14 protein-coding genes are annotated in these 16,933 nt (G+C 63.6%); 5 read left to right on the top strand and 9 right to left on the bottom strand.

Going from position 1 to position 16,933, the window contains the following annotated elements:
* The first annotated feature begins 5 nt into the window (after window positions 1-5).
* Entirely contained in the window at window positions 6-689 is a 684-nt protein-coding gene (locus tag NLX68_RS07760; RefSeq protein ID WP_254283702.1) for an extensin family protein, read from the top strand.
* Between the two features lie 3 nt (window positions 690-692).
* On the opposite strand, the gene NLX68_RS07755 is transcribed toward NLX68_RS07760, so the two are convergent.
* The gene (locus NLX68_RS07755) at window positions 693-1,313 is read right to left on the bottom strand and encodes an energy transducer TonB (RefSeq protein WP_254283525.1); all 621 of its coding nucleotides are present in this window, start codon (window positions 1,311-1,313) and stop codon (window positions 693-695) included.
* A gap of 95 nt (window positions 1,314-1,408) precedes the next feature.
* On the opposite strand from NLX68_RS07755, the gene NLX68_RS07750 reads away from it, so the two are divergent.
* Window positions 1,409-2,191 (top strand): class I SAM-dependent methyltransferase, encoded by a 783-nt coding sequence (locus tag NLX68_RS07750; RefSeq protein ID WP_254283524.1) that lies wholly within the window; start codon window positions 1,409-1,411, stop codon window positions 2,189-2,191.
* Here the strand turns inward: NLX68_RS07750 and NLX68_RS07745 are convergent.
* The gene (locus NLX68_RS07745) at window positions 2,188-2,820 is read right to left on the bottom strand and encodes a TetR/AcrR family transcriptional regulator (protein ID WP_254283523.1); all 633 of its coding nucleotides are present in this window, start codon (window positions 2,818-2,820) and stop codon (window positions 2,188-2,190) included. The genes NLX68_RS07750 and NLX68_RS07745 overlap by 4 nt on opposite strands.
* Window positions 2,821-3,015: 195 nt before the next feature.
* Between NLX68_RS07745 and NLX68_RS07740 the strand changes: the two genes are divergently transcribed.
* Together NLX68_RS07740 and NLX68_RS07735 are read left to right on the top strand one after the other, a co-directional pair.
* Window positions 3,016-4,116: an efflux RND transporter periplasmic adaptor subunit gene (locus NLX68_RS07740; RefSeq protein WP_254283522.1), complete on the top strand. Its 1,101-nt coding sequence runs from the start codon at window positions 3,016-3,018 to the stop codon at window positions 4,114-4,116.
* Window positions 4,117-4,122: 6 nt separating this feature from the next.
* Window positions 4,123-7,188, top strand: coding sequence for an efflux RND transporter permease subunit (locus NLX68_RS07735; protein WP_254283521.1), 3,066 nt, complete (start codon window positions 4,123-4,125; stop codon window positions 7,186-7,188).
* Between the two features lie 102 nt (window positions 7,189-7,290).
* Here NLX68_RS07735 and NLX68_RS07730 read toward each other — a convergent pair whose 3' ends face one another.
* From NLX68_RS07730 to plsB, 3 genes are all read right to left on the bottom strand, one after another.
* Window positions 7,291-7,980 (bottom strand): DUF4197 domain-containing protein, encoded by a 690-nt coding sequence (locus tag NLX68_RS07730; protein WP_254283520.1) that lies wholly within the window; start codon window positions 7,978-7,980, stop codon window positions 7,291-7,293.
* Between the two features lie 33 nt (window positions 7,981-8,013).
* On the bottom strand, window positions 8,014-8,412 hold the full coding sequence (locus tag NLX68_RS07725) for a YbaY family lipoprotein (protein WP_010224875.1): 399 nt from the start codon (window positions 8,410-8,412) through the stop codon (window positions 8,014-8,016).
* An 84-nt stretch (window positions 8,413-8,496) separates the two neighbouring features.
* Entirely contained in the window at window positions 8,497-10,983 is a 2,487-nt protein-coding gene (plsB, locus tag NLX68_RS07720; protein WP_254283519.1) for a glycerol-3-phosphate 1-O-acyltransferase PlsB, read from the bottom strand.
* Between the two features lie 222 nt (window positions 10,984-11,205).
* Here plsB and NLX68_RS07715 point away from each other — a divergent pair, with 222 nt between their 5' ends.
* Window positions 11,206-11,415: a cold-shock protein gene (locus tag NLX68_RS07715; RefSeq protein ID WP_009395290.1), complete on the top strand. Its 210-nt coding sequence runs from the start codon at window positions 11,206-11,208 to the stop codon at window positions 11,413-11,415.
* Window positions 11,416-11,503: 88 nt separating this feature from the next.
* Here the strand turns inward: NLX68_RS07715 and NLX68_RS07710 are convergent, their stop codons facing one another.
* The 4 genes from NLX68_RS07710 to NLX68_RS07695 all read right to left on the bottom strand — a co-directional run bounded on the left by NLX68_RS07710 (window position 11,504) and on the right by NLX68_RS07695 (window position 16,649).
* A complete protein-coding gene (locus NLX68_RS07710) occupies window positions 11,504-11,881 on the bottom strand; it encodes a hypothetical protein (protein WP_254283518.1) in 378 nt (125 codons plus the stop codon).
* Window positions 11,882-11,898: 17 nt separating this feature from the next.
* Complete coding sequence (locus tag NLX68_RS07705; RefSeq protein WP_254283517.1) at window positions 11,899-12,711, bottom strand: putative RNA methyltransferase; 813 nt, start codon at window positions 12,709-12,711, stop codon at window positions 11,899-11,901.
* The gene (dapE, locus tag NLX68_RS07700) at window positions 12,711-13,862 is read right to left on the bottom strand and encodes a succinyl-diaminopimelate desuccinylase (RefSeq protein WP_010224867.1); all 1,152 of its coding nucleotides are present in this window, start codon (window positions 13,860-13,862) and stop codon (window positions 12,711-12,713) included. The genes NLX68_RS07705 and dapE overlap by 1 nt, the downstream gene beginning before the upstream one ends.
* Window positions 13,863-14,057: 195 nt before the next feature.
* Entirely contained in the window at window positions 14,058-16,649 is a 2,592-nt protein-coding gene (locus NLX68_RS07695) for a glycosyltransferase (protein ID WP_254283516.1), read from the bottom strand.
* Window positions 16,650-16,933 lie beyond the last annotated feature (284 nt).

The following is a 16,933-nucleotide window of genomic DNA, read 5'->3' as shown; positions in this document are numbered from 1 at the left end:
AAGGATTGCTCGCTGTGCTGTGCCTGATGTTGATTGCCGTAAGTGTCGTTGCCTGGCGCATGGGCTGGCGTCTGCCAGATGCCTGGAACCCCTGGGCGGCGCTGGATGTGCGCGAGCCGCCGAACCTGCTGACACCGTATAAGCTGGGCCGTCTGCAGGATGATCCGCAGCTGTGCGAGCAGGCCCTGGCAACCTCGAACCTGCGCTATCGCAGGCAGTCCGACAGCCCGGCCAACGCGCCGTGCCCGCTGGAAAACGTGGTGCGGGTCGAAGGCTCCTCGGTGCGCCTGAGCAGCAGCTTTCTCGCCAGTTGCCCGATGGCGGTGGCTTATGCGCTGTTCGAGCGCCATGCCCTGCAACCGGCGGCGCAGCGTGCTTTTGCCCAACCGGTGGTGCAGGTCGATCACCTGGGCAGCTTCGCCTGTCGCAACATGTACAACCGCAAGAATGGCCGCCTCAGCCAGCACGCCACGGCCAACGCCCTGGACATCGCCGGCTTTCGCCTGGCCGACGGGCAGCGTATTCAGTTGCTCAAGGACTGGCCGGGGGAGGGCGTCAAAGCGAAGTTCTTAAGGGATGTGCACGCCAGTGCTTGCGACAGCTTCAATACGGTGCTGGGGCCCGACTACAACGGCGCGCACCGTAATCACTTTCATCTGGACATGGGCTTCTGGCAGATCTGCCGCTGAGGCTCAGGCGGCGATGCGCACGTTGTTCAGCACCACCGGGCGGGCCCAGCGATTGTCAAAGTCCAGCTGCGATTGCTGCACGGCCATGGTGGCTTCGTCGAAAGGTTCGCGTGCCTTGTCCAGCAGGTCCATCTCGAATTCGGCGATCGGCAGGTACAGCGGCTTGGCCTGTGGTGCCGGGCCTGGCTCAGGCAATGGCTGACCCTGGCTCATGACGATCGGGCGTACCCAGGTGTTGCTGATATCCAGCTGACGCTGCTGCTCGATCAGTTCGGCGGCGCTGAACGGCGGCGCGAGTTTTTCCAGCAGTTCAGGTTCGAGTTCGGCAATCGGCAGGAACAGCGGCTCGGGCGGGGCCAGTTCGGTGTCATGCACATCGCACAGGCGCTGGCTGTGAATCTGCGCCAGCACCTGGCTGCCGCCCAGCGGCTCGCCGGTGACCTTGTCGAATTGCTCGGCGGCCATGGCCTTGGCTGCGTCTTCCTGACCTTGCTGCTCAGCCAGGGCGCGGGCAAAAAAGTCCTGCCACAGGTGGCTGACGCCGCCCAGTGCCTGGGTATTGTGCCGGCCATAGTCGCCGACGGGCGAGATATAACCTGAGTTGAGCTGAAGAATGTCGGTCATGGCAGTCGCAGAGGGTTCTGGTCTGGCAAAATAGCGAATACTTCGTATATCGGCCGCGGCCGACGATCATTTAATTTTTTTGAGTACAGGATTTGATGGTGGAGCAACTGGCGGACGGCGGCATCCGGGTCGAGGCATTGACGGCCGATTTTCAGGCCCAGGCTGTCGAGTGGGCACAGCGCCTGGAGTTGCCGCTGAGCGACGACAACGCAGGCTTTGCCGTGCAGGTCGGTGCCAGTGGCCTGCAGATCCAGCAGCTCGGCCCGCAGGCGCCGGGGCCGGTGCGGGTGGATTTCGTCGAAGGCGCGGCGGCCCATCGGCGGGTGTTCGGCGGCGGTAGCGGGCAGATGATCGCCAAGGCCGTGGGTATCGCTCAAGGCGTACGCCCGCAGGTGCTCGATGCCACGGCGGGGCTGGGCAAGGACGCTTTCGTGCTGGCCAGCCTTGGCTGCCAGATGACCCTGATCGAACGCCAGCCGCTGGTGGCGGCCTTGCTTGAAGATGGCCTGGCCCGCGCCCGCAATGATGCCGAGGTTGGCCCGATCGTCGCGCGCATGCACCTGCTCACCGGCAATGCCATCGAGCACATGCACAACTGGCAGGGCGAGCCGCCGCAGGTGATCTACCTCGATCCGATGTTCCCGCACCGCGACAAGAGCGCCCTGGTGAAAAAGGAAATGCGCGTGTTCCGCCCGCTGGTCGGTGACGACCTCGACGCCCCGGCGCTGCTCGCCGCCGCCCTGGCCCTGGCCAGCCACCGGGTGGTGGTCAAGCGCCCGCGCAAGGCACCGATCATCGACGGGCCCAAGCCCAGCCACTGCCTGGAAGGCAAATCCAGCCGCTACGACATCTACCCGAAAAAAGCCCTCAAGCCCTAGGGGCGGTAGGCGCGCATGAACAGCGCCACCACTTCCTGGACATGGGCCTCGGCGGCCTCGGCATCCAGCGCCGGGGCATAGCCGAGCAACAGGCGGAAGTTGGCCGCGCCCTTGAGCAGGCAGAAGAAGTGCTCGGCGGCGTTGGCCGGCAGCTCGATGCGCAGCAACCCGCGCGCATCCGCCTGGCGCAGCAGCGCCTCCATCTCATGCAGGACCCGCATCGGGCCGGCCTCGAAGAAGATCTGGCTGAGTTTCGGGTCCTGATTGCCCAGGGCCATGATCAGCCGGTGCAGCTTGACCGACAGGTCGCTGCTGATCAGCGCCTGAAAACCGCGACCGATCTTCAGCAGTACCTGCTCCAGCGGCACACCTTCAGGCAGCTCGAAGATCAGTTCGGGCAATTGCGCCGTGCAGGTGGCGACCACCGCCGAAGAGAACAGCGTCTCCTTGTCGGTGAAGTGGCTGTAGACCGTGAGTTTTGACACACCTGCCGCTGTCGCGACCGCATCCATGCTGGTGTTGGCATAGCCAAGGGTGAGAAACAGCACCTTGGCTGCCTCGAGAATGGCCTGGCGTTTTGCCAGGTCCTTGGGCCGGCCGGGGCCGGTAGCAGCGGTGACTTTGGGCATGAGTGAAAAGTTACATATTCCAGTAAGTGCACATGGTACATCGCGACCGGTATTTCGGCGGGCAAATATCGACGTGCTGCGCCCGGCATAAATGTCGGAATTCTCTCGCACGCCTGCTTCCCCGGTCCGGCTCCCTGATTTAATATACCCGTCAGTATAAATATTCAAAGCGCCATTCGCGAAAGGTCATTCATCATGTTGCGCTATGCCTTGCCCCTCGCTTTGCCCGTCGGTCTTGTGTTGCTGCTTGCTGCCTGTGGGCAGGAAAGCGCACCGCAGACTTCCCTTCGCCCGGCCATGGTGGTGCAGCCGCAGCCGGCCAGCGCCGCTGCCGACAGTTACCCCGGCGAGGTGCGTGCGCGCTTCGAGCCAGACCTGGCGTTCCGTATCGGTGGCAAGGTCAGCAAGCGCCTGGTCGAGGAGGGGCAGCGGGTCAAGGCTGAACAGGCGCTGGCCGAGCTCGACCCTCAGGATGTGCGCCTGCAACTGGAAGCCAGCCGTGCACAACTGGCCGCCGCCGAAGCCAACCTGAACCTGGTCAAGGCCGAACGCGACCGCTACAAGACCCTGCTCGACCGGCAGATGGTCAGCCGTTCGCAATATGACAACGCCGAAAACCTCTACCGTGCCGGGCTCGCCCGGCTCAAGCAAGTGCGCGCCGAGTTTGATGTGGCCGGCAACCAGGCGGAATACGCCGTGCTGCGGGCATCTCAGGATGGGGTGATTGCCAAGCGCCAGGTTGAGGTCGGGCAGGTGGTGTCCGCTGGCCAGACGGTGTTCACCCTGGCCGCCGATGGTGAGCGTGAAGTGCTGATTGGTCTGCCGGAACAGAACTTCGGCCGTTTCAAGGTGGGGCAGCCGGTGTCGGTGGAGCTCTGGTCGCAACCGGATCAGCGCTTCAATGGCCGCATCCGCGAGCTGTCACCGTCCGCCGATCCGCGTTCGCGCACGTTCGCGGCGCGCATCGCCTTCACCGCTGGCAAGGTGCCGGCCGAGCTCGGTCAAAGTGCCCGGGTGTTCATCCAGCACACCGAGCAGATTCCCCTGGCGGTGCCGCTCTCGGCCCTGACCGCAGAGAACGGCCAGACCTACGTCTGGCGTGTCGATGCCAACAACACCCTCAAGCGCGTGCCGGTGCGGGTCGGTGCTTACGGTGAAAACAGCGTGCCGGTGCTCGAAGGCCTGAATGCCTCGGACTGGGTGGTAGCGGCCGGCGTGCATGTGCTCCAGGAGGGGCAACAGGTGCGTCCGGTGGATCGGTCCAATCGTGTGGTGAATCTGGCGGTCAAGGAGTAAGTCCCGATGGGTTTCAACCTTTCCGCCTGGGCCCTGCGCAATCGGCAGATCGTGCTGTTCCTGATGATTTTGCTGGCCGTGGTCGGCGCGCTGTCCTACACCAAACTGGGGCAGAGCGAAGACCCGCCCTTTACCTTCAAGGCCATGGTCATTCGCACCCTCTGGCCAGGCGCCAGTGCCGAGGAAGTCTCGCGCCAGGTGACCGAGCGCATTGAAAAGAAACTGATGGAAACCGGCGAGTACGAGAAGATCGTCTCGTTCTCGCGGCCTGGTGAATCGCAGGTCACCTTCATGGCCCGCGACTCGATGCATTCGGCCGACATCCCCGAGCTCTGGTACCAGATTCGCAAGAAGGTCGCCGACATCCGCCATACCTTGCCGCCGGGTATTCAGGGGCCGTTCTTCAACGACGAGTTCGGCACCACCTTCGGCAATATCTACGCGCTGACCGGCGACGGCTTCGACTACGCCGTGCTCAAGGACTACGCCGACCGGGTGCAGATCCAGCTGCAACGGGTCAAGGACGTCGGCAAGGTCGAGCTGCTGGGCCTGCAGGACGAGAAGATCTGGATCGAGCTGTCCAACCTCAAGCTGGCCACCCTCGGCCTGCCCTTGGCCGCAGTGCAGCAAGCGCTGGAAGAGCAGAATACGGTGAGCACCGCAGGCTTCTTCGAGACGCCGAGCGAGCGCCTGCAACTGCGGGTCAGCGGGCGCTTCACCACGGTCGAGCAGATCCAGCAGTTCCCGATCCGGGTCGGCGACCGCACCTTCCGTATCGGCGACGTCGCCGATGTGCGCCGAGGTTTTAACGACCCACCGGCACCGCGCATGCGCTTCATGGGCGAAGACGCCATTGGCCTGGCGGTGTCGATGAAGGCCGGTGGCGATATCCTGGTGCTGGGCAAGGCTCTGGAAACCGAGTTCGCCCGCATCGCCCACAACCTGCCGGCCGGCATGGAGCTGCGCAAGGTGTCCGATCAGCCGGCGGCGGTGAAGACCGGTGTGGGCGAGTTCGTCCAGGTGCTGGTCGAGGCGCTGGCCATCGTTTTGCTGGTGAGCTTCTTCTCCTTAGGCATGCGCACCGGCTTGGTGGTGGCGCTGGCGATCCCGCTGGTGCTGGCGATGACCTTTGCCGCCATGTACTACTTCGGCATCGGCCTGCACAAGATATCCCTCGGCGCGCTGGTGCTGGCCCTGGGCTTGCTGGTGGATGACGCGATCATTGCCGTGGAAATGATGGCGATCAAGATGGAGCAGGGCTTCGACCGGCTCAAGGCCGCCAGTTATGCCTGGACCAGCACCGCCTTCCCGATGCTGACCGGCACCTTGATCACCGCCGCAGGCTTCTTGCCGATTGCCACCGCGCAGTCCGGCACCGGTGAATACACCCGCTCGATCTTCCAGGTGGTGACCATCGCCTTGCTCGCCTCGTGGATCGCCGCCGTGGTGTTCGTGCCATACCTGGGCGAGCGCCTGCTGCCGGACCTGGCCAAGCTGCACGTGGCCAAGCACGGCACCGCCGACGGTGGCCCGGACCCATATGGCACGCCCTTCTACCAGCGCGTGCGGCGCCTGGTCGGCTGGTGTGTAGAACGGCGCAAGACGGTGATCCTGGCAACCATCGCCCTGTTTATCGGCAGCATTTTGTTGTTCCGCTTCGTGCCCCAGCAGTTCTTCCCGGCCTCCGGGCGCCTGGAGTTGATGGTCGACCTCAAGCTTGCCGAAGGCGCCTCGCTGAGCAACACCGCCGAGCAGGTTAAACGCCTGGAGGCAATGCTCAAGGAGCGTACCGGCATTGACAACTACGTGGCCTATGTCGGCACCGGTTCGCCGCGCTTTTACCTGCCGTTGGACCAGCAACTGCCGGCGGCAAGCTTTGCCCAGTTCGTGGTGCTGGCGAAAACCATCGAGGAGCGTGAGCAACTGCGCAGTTGGTTGATCGCCACCCTCGATGAGCAATTCCCCGACCTGCGCTCGCGGGTCACGCGCCTGGAAAACGGCCCGCCGGTGGGCTACCCGGTGCAGTTCCGGATCACCGGCGAGCACATCGAGCAGGTGCGTGCCCTGGCCCGCAAGGTGGCCGCCAAGGTGCGTGAGAACCCCCATGTGGTCAACGTGCACCTGGACTGGGAAGAGCCGAGCAAAGTGGTTTACCTGAACATCGACCAGGACCGCGCCCGCGCCCTGGGGGTGAGCACGGCGAACCTGGCGAGGTTTCTGCAAAGCTCGCTGACCGGCTCTGCTGTCAGCCAGTTCCGTGAAGACAACGAGCTGATCGAAATTCTCCTGCGTGGCACCCAGCAGGAGCGCACGGAGCTTGCCAACCTGCCGAGCCTGGCGGTGCCCACCGACAATGGCCGTAGCGTTGCCCTGTCGCAGGTGGCAACCCTGGAATACGGTTTTGAAGAGGGCATCATCTGGCACCGTAACCGCCTGCCCAACGTTACCGTGCGCGCCGACATCTACGGCAAGGAACAGCCGGTGACCCTGGTCCAGCAAATCCTCCCGACCCTGGACCCGGTGCGCGCCGAACTGCCCGATGGCTACCTGCTGGAGGTAGGCGGCACGGTAGAAGACTCGACCCGCGGGCAGAAGTCGGTGAACGCCGGGGTGCCGTTGTTCATCGTCGTGGTGCTGACCCTGCTGATGCTGCAGTTGCGCAGCTTCTCGCGCACGGTGATGGTGTTCCTCACCGCGCCCCTGGGGCTGATTGGCGTGACCCTGTTCCTGTTGGTGTTCCGCCAGCCGTTCGGCTTTGTCGCCATGCTCGGGACCATTGCCCTGTCGGGCATGATCATGCGCAACTCGGTGATCCTGGTCGACCAGATCGAGCAGGACATCGCCGCCGGGCTTGACCGCTGGCAGGCAATTATCGAGGCGACGGTAAGGCGCTTCCGGCCGATCGTGCTGACCGCCCTGGCGGCGGTACTGGCGATGATCCCGCTGTCACGCAGCGTATTCTTCGGGCCGATGGCGGTGGCGATCATGGGCGGCCTGATCGTGGCGACGGCGTTGACGCTGTTGTTCCTGCCGGCGCTGTATGCGGCGTGGTTCAGAGTCAAGAAAGCCTGAGGGCCTGATCGCCGGCTCCCACAGGTCCGGTGACACAGATCTATTGTGGGAGCCGGCCTTGCCGGCGATGGGCTGCGCAAGCAGCCCTTTGGAGCGAGAGACTCAAAGCGCGCCAAAGACCTTCTTGGCAATGCTGGTAGCCGCCGCAGCCGGGTTCTGGCGGATGGTTTGTTCCTGCTTGCCAATCATCTCGAACAGGCCGTTGAGCGCCTGCTCGGTGACGTAACCTTCGACGTTGGCATTCTTGGCATCCAGCACGCCCAGGGTCGCCGCTTGCCCAGCGAAGCTGTTGTACTGCTGGGCCAGGCCGACCTGGTCGGTGGCCTTCTTGACGATCGGCAGGAACTTGGCGCGAATCTGCTCGCGGCTGGTCTTGCTCAGGTACTGGGTGGCCGAGTCGTTGCCGCCGCTGAGGATGCCCTTGGCATCTTCCACGGTCATCTTCTTCACGGCATCGACCAGCAGCGCCTGGGCCTGCGGCACGGCAGCTTCAGCGGCCTTGTTCATACTGGTTTCCAGTTGCTCGACCTGGGCCCCCATGCCGAACGCCTTCATTTTCTTGGCGGCTCTGCCAAGGTTGCCCGGCAACTCGATCCGCACATCCGGGTTATTGCTGAAACCACCGGGGGTGCCCAGTTGTTTGACCGCCACCTGGGCGCCCTGGGTCAGGGCGTCTTTAAGGCCGGTGGAGGCATCTTTTTGCGAGAGGTCGCCGAGCGACAGCGCCAGGGCGCTGGCCGACAGCAGCAGGCCGGCGCACAGGCCGGTGAAGGTTAGAGCTGGGCGGAACATGGCAGCATCCTTATGCGAAGGAAAAACAATCAATCAACGAACGGCATCGACCTTGATGCGCACCGGCTGCGGGTCGTTGCCATCGAGCTGTACGCCATGATGCTCGGTATTGATGAACAGCAGCTTGCCATCCAGTTCGATCCGCGCACTGACTGCATAGCGGTGACCGGGCTTGACCTGCGCCGGGTCGTAGCTCAGGTGGAAGGGCAGCGGCACATTGCCTTTGACCGGGCCGCTCTGGCTGGCCAGGGTGACGGCAGGGGCGTCCATCAGCGACACGTCCTGCAGGGCGACGCTCAGGGTGGCGGCGGGCGGCAGGGCGATGCGCTGCAGGTAGAAAACTTCGCCATCCAGGCTGGCCTTGGACGCTTCAGGGGTGCTGCTGCACGCGGCCAGCAGGCTGCCCAGAAGGATCAGGGACAGTTTTTTCATCAGTAGCTCCTTATCGGTGGCGCCGCTGGGGCGGTCGCCAACCGGGTCAATGGGTATAGCTCCAACAGCACAGGCCAGTATGGCCTATGCCGCAGTCTCGGTGGTTTCTTCGCTGCGATGCAGGGCCACCTGGCGGATCGACAGGCGCACCTCTGCCGACAGCACCCGCTTGGCTGCGCCTTCGGCCAATTCGCTGAGCTTCGCGTGATAGCCAAGCTTGCCGTTGGTATCCGGGTGCAATACGCCTTGCTCGATCTGGGTCTGGATAAAGTGGCGGAACAGGGTCTTGTCGAAGAACTCCGGGGCGTTCAGGCCATGCAAAATCGACAGGCGCTGGGCCATGATCACGCACAGGTCTTCCAGCTCTTCGGCGCTCAGGGTGTGCTGGCCGCTGTTGAGCAGCAGGGCGGTGGCCATGTAGAAGCGCTGCAGGGTCTGGGTGATGGCGCGGGCCAGCAGGGTCAGCAGCACGAACTGCCGCGAACTCGGTGCCGGGCGCAGGTACACGCCGTTTTCGAAGCGCAGCAGGCCTTGCTCGACGAAGGCCTCCAGCCACTGGTCGATGACCGCGTCCAGCTCATCGAGCTCCCAGCGAATGAACAGCTCCGATTGCAGGTATGGGTACAGCGCCCGGGTGTACTGCAGAATCAGCTCGCGGCTCATGCGCGAGCTGCTCTGGAAGAAGCTCGCCAGCAAGGCCGGCAGCGCGACAATGTGCAGCACGTTGTTGCGGTAGTAGGTCATCAGGACAGCATTTTGCTCGTCCAGGTAGAGGATCTTGCCCAGCGCATCGCTCTGTTCGGCCAGCAGGTCCATGCCCTTGACGTGGCTGATCAGTGCCAGGCCATCACCTTCGGGCAGGGTGGTGTGCGGCGCATAAGGCACCTTGCGCAGCAGCGCCAGGTACAGGTCCAGCACCCGCGCCAGAGCACGTTCATCCAGGGCCAGGCGGCTGGTGGAGAGCAGCGCCAGGGCCACCAGGTTGACCGGGTTGATCGCCGCCGCCTCGTTCAGGTGCTGGGCGACTTTCTCGCCCAGGCGCGAGGTGGTCTCGTTGAGCCAGGCCGGGCGGAACTGCGGGCCGTGTTCCTGTTCGCGCCAGCCAGGTTGCTGCTGATCGAGGAAGGCGCCGAGGCGGATCGGCTCGCCGAAGTTGACCGCGACCTGGCCGAAGCGCTGCTTGAGCGCGCCGATGACCTTGAAGATGTCGAAGATCGATTCTTTCTTCTTGCTCGCGCCGCGCAACTCGCCCAGGTAGGTGCGGCCTTCGAGCACGCGTTCATAGCCGATGTACACCGGGACAAAGACGATTGGCGTGCGCGACGAGCGCAGGTAACTGCGCAGGGTAATGGCGAGCATGCCGGTTTTCGGTTGCAGCATGCGTCCGGTGCGCGAGCGCCCACCTTCGACGAAGTACTCGACCGGAAAACCCTTGGTGAACAGGGTGTGCAGGTATTCGTTGAACACCGCGGTGTACAGCGGGTTGCCCTTGAAGGTGCGGCGCATGAAGAACGCCCCGCCGCGGCGCAGCAGGCCGCCGATCACCGGCATGTTGAGGTTGATCCCGGCGGCGATATGCGGCGGGGTCAGGCCGTTGCGAAACAGCAGGTAGGAGAGCAGCAAGTAGTCGATATGGCTGCGGTGGCAAGGCACGTAGATGACTTCATGGCCCGGGGCGATGCCTTGCACCTGCTCGATGTGGTTGACCTTGATGCCGTCGTAGATCTTGTTCCAGAACCAGCTCAGCACCACTTCCAGAAAGCGGATGGCGGTGTAGGTGTAGTCCGAGGCGATCTCATTGCCATAGCGCAGGGCCTGGGCTTCGGCTTTGGCCAGCGGGATCTTCTCGCGCTCGGCCTCATCGGCGATGGCCTGGCGCACCAGCGGGTCGTGGATCAGGCCTTTGACCAGGTTACGGCGGTGGGAGATGTCCGGGCCGATGACGGCGCTCTTGAGGTTGCGAAAATGTACGCGCAGCAGACGCTGGGCCATGCGCATGGTGCGCTCGTGGCCCTTGTTGTGCTGCACCAGCTCACGCAAGTGAATCGGCGCCGAGAACTGCACGCGGGTCTTGCGCCCGAGAATCAACACGGTCAGCAAGCGGCGCAGGCGTCCGGTAACCGCCCAGCTGTCAGCGAACAGCAGCTTCCAGGGGCTGGATTCGCTGGCCGGCGACTGGCCCCAGAACACGCTGACGGGGATGATCTGCGCGTCTTCCTCGGCATGCTGGCTGACGGCGTTGACCAGCCGTGCCAGGGTGGGCGGGGCGCCGCGCTTGTCGTGACGGCCAAGCCAGTCTGGCTCCGGGGTCAGGTAAAAGAACGCGGCAGGTTCTTGCAGGGTCCCGACGGCTACGGGCAGTACCGGGCGAGGCAGCCCGGCTTTGGTGCACTCGCGGTCGAGTACCGCAAGGTCGGTCAGCGATGGCGATTGCAGGGCGTAAAACACTGGCCGGCTGCGATCCAGGTTCAAGGTGAAGGATGACTGGTTGATGGTCTCGGAGCGAACCCACAGGTACAACAGGCGACGCAGGGCGCCGAAGATCAGGCGGCGCAGGGGGGAACGGGTCATACGGTGTGTGCTCTGGATGAGATTTTCGAGTAATTGCTCAGTGGGCTAGTGTGCCGTATCTGCGCAAGTTCAGCAAAAAGCGCCCCGGTCATGAAAATTAATTTAAGTGTGTCATATACTCGGTCCGCCGCTTGCAAGAGATTTCGGCAAGCTGCGTCGGTGGGGGGTGGTGACCCCTCTGCATGCAAGGCGATTCCAAAATAAAAATCCGGAGTAGTTCAGATGTCGTCTCGTGAGACTGGAAGTGTAAAGTGGTTCAATGACGCCAAAGGTTACGGCTTCATTCAGCGTGAAGGTGGCGCGGACGTGTTCGTTCACTACCGTGCCATCCGGGGTGAGGGGCATCGCACCCTGCTCGAGGGGCAGCAGGTCGAGTACAGTCTGACTCAGGGCCAGAAAGGCCTGCAGGCAGAAGACGTAGTCGGGCTGTAAGCGCCGGGCCACAAGCCTCGAGCCTGGGCCCAGAAGCGAAAAGGCCCGCCGCCGGACGACCGGGGCGGGCCTTTTCGAAAAAGTTGTTTCAGCTGGTGCGCCAGGTGATTTCCTCTTCGCCGTCGGCACTGATGCGGATCCAGCGATCGGCGTCCTCTTCACCTTCTTCCTCGACCCAGCTGCCCGGTGCGCAACGCACTTCGACGTTCAGCGCGGCAAAGGCGGCGCGAGCGCATTCAATGTCGTCTGCCCACGGCGTCTGGTTGCTTTCCAGGTAAAGACTGTTCCATTTGCCCACAGCTTTCGGTAACCAGGTAACTGGAATGTTACCGGCCTTGCACTTGTAGGTCTGGCCTTTCTGCTGCCAGTCGCTGCACGGGCCGAGTGCCTCGGTGAGCCAGGCGGCGATCTGCTTGTGGTCGACGTCGGCGTCTTTCAGGTAAATCTCGATATCGGGTTGGCGCATAGGGGCTCCGGGTGTGCTCAGTCTTGGCGCACAAAGTAATCGTAACGCATCGATACCGTGACCTCGAAAGGCTCGGCCTGGTCGATGACGCGCGCGCGTTTATCGGCGCTGGCGCGCCAGCCATGCGGGGTCATGGCCAGCAGGTCGGCGCGGGCCTTGCTATCGGCAAGGCTCAGGCGCAATTTCAGGGTTTCGCTGTGGGCGTGCCGCATGCCCTCAGGCACCAGTGCCAGGTGCTTGTCATCGGCGTAGTCGCGCACTTCATCGTAGAGCTTGTGGCGCAACTCGATCAGGTGTTCGTTGGTCGGGCCGACGCGCATCAAACCGCCGCCGGGGCTCAGCAGGCGCAGGGCCTCTTGCCAGTCCAGCGGGCTGAAGACACTGGCCAGGAACTGACAGCTGGCATCGGCCAGCGGCACTCGGGCCATGCTTGCCACCAGCCAGGTCACCGCCGGGTTGCGCTTACAGGCCCGCTTGACCGCCTCGCGGGAGATATCCAGGGCGTAACCATCGGCCTCGGGCAGCGCTTGGGCGATCTGTGCGGTGTAGTAACCCTCGCCACAACCGATATCCAGCCAGCGCTCGGGTGCGCGTTCAGCGGCAAGCTCGGCCAGGCGCCGGGCTACCGGGGCGTAATAGCCGGCGTTGAGAAAGTCGCGGCGGGCCTCGACCATCGCCTGGTTGTCGCCCGGGTCACGGCTGTTCTTGTGCTGCACTGGCAGCAGGTTCAGGTAACCCTGGCGAGCACGGTCGAAACGATGGCCAGCCGGGCAGGCCACGCCATTGTCGAGCGTGCTCAGCGCGGCGCTGCAGATCGGGCAGGTGAGCATCAGGCAAGCAGCCGGGTCAGGGTCTGGTAGTAGATTTCGGTCAGCACATCGAGGTCACTGGCCAGGATCCGCTCGTTGACCTGGTGAATCGTGGCGTTGACCGGGCCCAGCTCGACCACCTGGGTGCCGAGGGTGGCGATGAAGCGCCCGTCGGAGGTGCCGCCGCTGGTCGATGCCTTGGTCTCACGGCCGGTGACCGCCTTGATGCTGGCCGATACCGCGTCGAGCAAATCGCCCGGCTCGGTGAGGAACGGCAGGCCCGACAGTGCCCAGTCCACGTGCCAGTCCAGCTGGTGTTTGTCGAGGATCGCGGCAACCCGCTGTTGCAGGCCCTCGACCGTTGACTCGGTAGAGAAACGGAAGTTGAACAGCGCAGTCAGCTCGCCGGGCACCACGTTGGTGGCACCGGTGCCGGAGTTGAGGTTGGAGATCTGGAAGCTGGTCGGCGGGAAGAACGCATTGCCTTCGTCCCAGTGTTCGGCTGCCAGTTCCGCCAGGGCCGGAGCGGCCAGGTGGATCGGGTTCTTCGCCAGGTGCGGGTAGGCCACATGGCCCTGGACACCGCGCACGGTGAGCTTGGCGCCGAGCGAGCCGCGGCGGCCGTTCTTGACCACGTCACCGACCAGGCTGGTGCTCGACGGCTCGCCGACGATGCACCAGTCCAGGCGCTCGTTGCGTGCGGCCAGGCGCTCGACCACGGCCTTGGTGCCGTGGTGGGCCGGGCCTTCTTCATCGCTGGTGATCAGGAAGGCGACCTTGCCGCGATGGTTGGGGTAGTCGGCGACGAAGCGCTCGGTGGCCACCACCATGGCCGCCAGGCTGCCTTTCATGTCGGCAGCGCCACGCCCGCAGAGCATGCCGTCGGCATCGATCAGGGCGTCGAACGGATCGTTCTGCCAGGCCTGCACCGGGCCGGTCGGGACTACGTCGGTGTGGCCGGCGAAGCACAGTACGGGACCTTCCTGGGTGCCATGGGTGGCCCAGAAGTTGTCGACGTCTTCGATCCGCATCGGTTCGAGCATGAAACCGGCATCGCCCAGGCGCTGCATCATCTGTTTCTGGCAGTCGAAGTCCAGCGGGGTTACCGACGGACGGCGAATCAGGTCGCAGGCCAGTTCAAGGGTAGGCGAGAGGTCGGCTGGGGCCGTCATGAGGAACTCCGGGGGCAAGGCAGGGCACGAATTCGAGGGGGGTTATCTTATAGCAAAAGCACGGGTTGAGGACCTTGGATCTGTGCTGTTTGTCAGGGCCCCATCGCTGGCAAGCCAGCTCCCACAGGTTGGGTGTTTACCCGTCCTTGTGGGAGCCGGCCTTGCCGGCGAAAGGGCGGCAAGGCCGCCCCGGGGTCAGGAAGCCTGGGCCGGCTGCGCTGCATCCACAGGCTTAGGCAGCGACGACAGCATGGCCATGATCAGCGCCGCCAGGTACGGCAGCGACTGCACCAGCAGCATCGTTACCCAGAAGCGCATGTCGTTGCTCGGCAGGCCCTGGACCAGGTAGATCCCGGCCGCCGCGCCCCACAACAGCAACATGATGAACAGCTCCTCACGCGCCTCGGAAAGCGCCACCAGCAAGCCATGGCTGTCGGCGTTCTTCGGCGTACGGAAGAACGGGATGCTGCTGGTGAAGAAGCCGTACAGCACCGCCTTGGCAATCGTGTGCGAAAGCGCAAGGCCTGCCAGGGCCGCGGCGAAAGCGTCCTTGAGGTTCACGCCCACCGCGCGGCGGTAGAGGAACACGATCTTGCCGACTTTGAACACGAACAGCGCCAGTGGCGGAATAGCGAAGATCAGCAGCGGCGGGTCGACCCGTTGCGGCACGATGATCATCGCCGCCGACCATAGCAGGGCGCCGACGGTGAAGAAGATGTTCATGCCATCGGCGATCCACGGCAGCCAGCCGGCCAGGAAGTGGTAGCGCTGGCCACGGGTCAGCTCCGAGTCCTTGCCGCGCAGCAGGCTTGCGGCATGGCGCTTGATGATCTGGATGGCGCCGTAGGCCCAGCGGAAGCGCTGCTTCTTGAAGTCGATGAAGGTGTCGGGCATCAGGCCCTTGCCATAGCTCTCGTGGGAATACGCCGCCGAGTAGCCCTTCTCGAACACGCGCAGGCCGAGCTCGGCGTCTTCGCAGATGCACCAGTCGGCCCAGCCCAGCTCTTCGAGCACCGAGCGCCGGGTCATGGTCATGGTGCCGTGCTGGATGATCGCATCACGGTCGTTGCGGGTGACCATGCCGATATGGAAGAAGCCCTTGTACTCGCTGTAGCACAGCTTCTTGAAGGTGCTCTCGTTCTGGTCGCGGTAGTCCTGGGGCGATTGCACCACGGCGATTTTCGGGTCGGCGAAGTGCGGCACCATGTGCTTGAGCCAGTTGCGGTCGACGCAGTAGTCCGAGTCGATCACCGCGATCACTTCGGCGTCCTTGGCGGTATGCGGGATCAGGTAGTTCAGCGCACCGCCCTTGAAGCCGGCCAGGGGCGCGACGTGGAAGAACTTGAAGCGCTCGCCGAGCATCTCGCAGTGGGCCTTGATCGGCTCCCAGACCGCCGGGTCCTTGGTGTTGTTGTCGATGATCAGGACTTCGTAGTCCGGATAATCCAGCGCCGCCAGGGCGTTGAGGGTCTGTTTGACCATCTCCGGCGGCTCGTTGTAGCACGGCACATGCACCGAGACTTTCGGTCGGTAGGCCGCGTCGGCCTGCACCGGCAAAAACTCCCGGCGGCGCTTGTGAATCCATACCGCTTCGGCCAGCTCATGGGCCTCGGTCAGCAGCACGATAAATACGCCAAGGGCGCCGAGGGCGAGCAAAAAGCCCACGGTCAGGCTGAACCAGGTGCTGTATTGCTGGCTGTAGTCGTAGCCGATCCACACCAGCACCGAACCGCAGAGGAAGGCGATAAAGGTCAGGAAGGTCCGGCCGCGCTGACGCAGGGCCGAGCCGTCGATCAGCAGCAGGGTCAGCGAGAGCATCGCCAGTACCACCGAACCGACCGCCAGCACGCGCCATTGGGGAATGGCCACTACCGGGCCTTCAAAGTTGAATTTCTGCTGGCGCGCAGCATTGAATACGCCCCAGTAAGCGCCCACCGAGCCTTCGTCGCTGGCTTTCCACGGCTGGTCGTAGGCTTCGATGACAAAGTAGTTGTAGCCCTGGCGGTTGAGCTTGTTGACCAGGGTGCGCAGGTAGATGGCCTGGTCGGCCTGGGTCGCTTCGGCACCGCCACGCATGCGGCCGTTGCTTGGCCAGCCGACTTCAGACAGCAGCAGCGGTTTGCGTGGGAATTGTTGCTTGAGGTCGCGGGCACGGTCGAGGACGAACTGGCCGGCATCCTTCATCGGGATGAACTCCCAATACGGCAGTATGTGCGCGGCGACCAGGTCGGCATGCTTGGCCAGCTCCGGATGTTCCTTCCAGATGTGCCATTGTTCACTGGTGGTCACCGGTACCTTTACCGCCGCGCGCACCCGGTCCATGTACTGGATCAGCGCCTCCGGGGTGATCTCCTTGCGGAACAGCGCTTCGTTGCCGACCATGACCCGCACGACACTGCGCGAGCTGTTGGCCAGTTCGATGGCTTTCTCGATTTCCCGCTCGTTGCGCTCAAGGTCCGGGCTGATCCACACCCCCAGGGTCACGCGCAGGCCGAACTCTTCGGCCAGGCGCGGGATTTCCGCCTGGGTGCCTTCCACGGTATAGATCCGGATACTGTCGGTCAGCTTGCTGAGCTGCTCAAGGTCCTGGCGCAGCTCGTCCTCGCTCGGGTACTGGCCCTTTTGCGGGCTCTCGCCCTGGCGGAACGGCGAATAGGAAAAGCCGGAAATCTGCTCCGGCCAGTTGGGGGCGGAAACCGGGCGGTTGATCAGCGCCCAGAACCCGGTGAATAGCGCGGCGATTGCCATGACTATCACCAGGTTGATACCAAATTTACGCGATGACATAGATAGTTCGGGTTCCGAAAGGTGGAACGGGCGGGCGCCAGAGGGCGCGAATCCTGCGTACTTCCTGCCCAGGCAGTGTGGGAACAGGTCGGTGGCAGAAGATTGGATTAGCTTCAGGCGCTGAAGTTCTTAGCCCGTACTTTTGTCGTCCAAGTCTTTGGATTGCATAGGACATTAAAGCAGGATTACAACTACCTTTACCAATGCACGGCTCGGGCGGCAGGTACAGCAGGGTGCCATCGCGTCGCAAGAGGCCTATAATGCGCGCCGGTTTTTTCGGGGTT

It is taken from the genome of Pseudomonas sp. SBB6 (assembly GCF_024213215.1).
In the GTDB taxonomy this organism is placed as follows: domain Bacteria; phylum Pseudomonadota; class Gammaproteobacteria; order Pseudomonadales; family Pseudomonadaceae; genus Aquipseudomonas; species Aquipseudomonas donghuensis.
The sequence above is the reverse complement of the archived record's forward strand: the minus strand, read 5'-3'. Positions and strand labels throughout refer to the sequence as shown.

Excerpts from the sequence above, each read along its gene's own strand:
- NLX68_RS07755 (WP_254283525.1), bottom strand. The coding sequence starts at position 1,313 with ATGACCGACATTCTTCAGCTCAACTCAGGTTATATCTCGCCCGTCGGC.
- NLX68_RS07750 (WP_254283524.1), top strand. The coding sequence starts at position 1,409 with ATGGTGGAGCAACTGGCGGACGGCGGCATCCGGGTCGAGGCATTGACG.
- NLX68_RS07745 (WP_254283523.1), bottom strand. The coding sequence starts at position 2,820 with ATGCCCAAAGTCACCGCTGCTACCGGCCCCGGCCGGCCCAAGGACCTG.
- NLX68_RS07740 (WP_254283522.1), top strand. The coding sequence starts at position 3,016 with ATGTTGCGCTATGCCTTGCCCCTCGCTTTGCCCGTCGGTCTTGTGTTG.
- NLX68_RS07735 (WP_254283521.1), top strand. The coding sequence starts at position 4,123 with ATGGGTTTCAACCTTTCCGCCTGGGCCCTGCGCAATCGGCAGATCGTG.
- NLX68_RS07730 (WP_254283520.1), bottom strand. The coding sequence starts at position 7,980 with ATGTTCCGCCCAGCTCTAACCTTCACCGGCCTGTGCGCCGGCCTGCTG.
- NLX68_RS07725 (WP_010224875.1), bottom strand. The coding sequence starts at position 8,412 with ATGAAAAAACTGTCCCTGATCCTTCTGGGCAGCCTGCTGGCCGCGTGC.
- plsB (WP_254283519.1), bottom strand. The coding sequence starts at position 10,983 with ATGACCCGTTCCCCCCTGCGCCGCCTGATCTTCGGCGCCCTGCGTCGC.
- NLX68_RS07715 (WP_009395290.1), top strand. The coding sequence starts at position 11,206 with ATGTCGTCTCGTGAGACTGGAAGTGTAAAGTGGTTCAATGACGCCAAA.
- NLX68_RS07710 (WP_254283518.1), bottom strand. The coding sequence starts at position 11,881 with ATGCGCCAACCCGATATCGAGATTTACCTGAAAGACGCCGACGTCGAC.
- NLX68_RS07705 (WP_254283517.1), bottom strand. The coding sequence starts at position 12,711 with ATGCTCACCTGCCCGATCTGCAGCGCCGCGCTGAGCACGCTCGACAAT.
- dapE (WP_010224867.1), bottom strand. The coding sequence starts at position 13,862 with ATGACGGCCCCAGCCGACCTCTCGCCTACCCTTGAACTGGCCTGCGAC.
- NLX68_RS07695 (WP_254283516.1), bottom strand. The coding sequence starts at position 16,649 with ATGTCATCGCGTAAATTTGGTATCAACCTGGTGATAGTCATGGCAATC.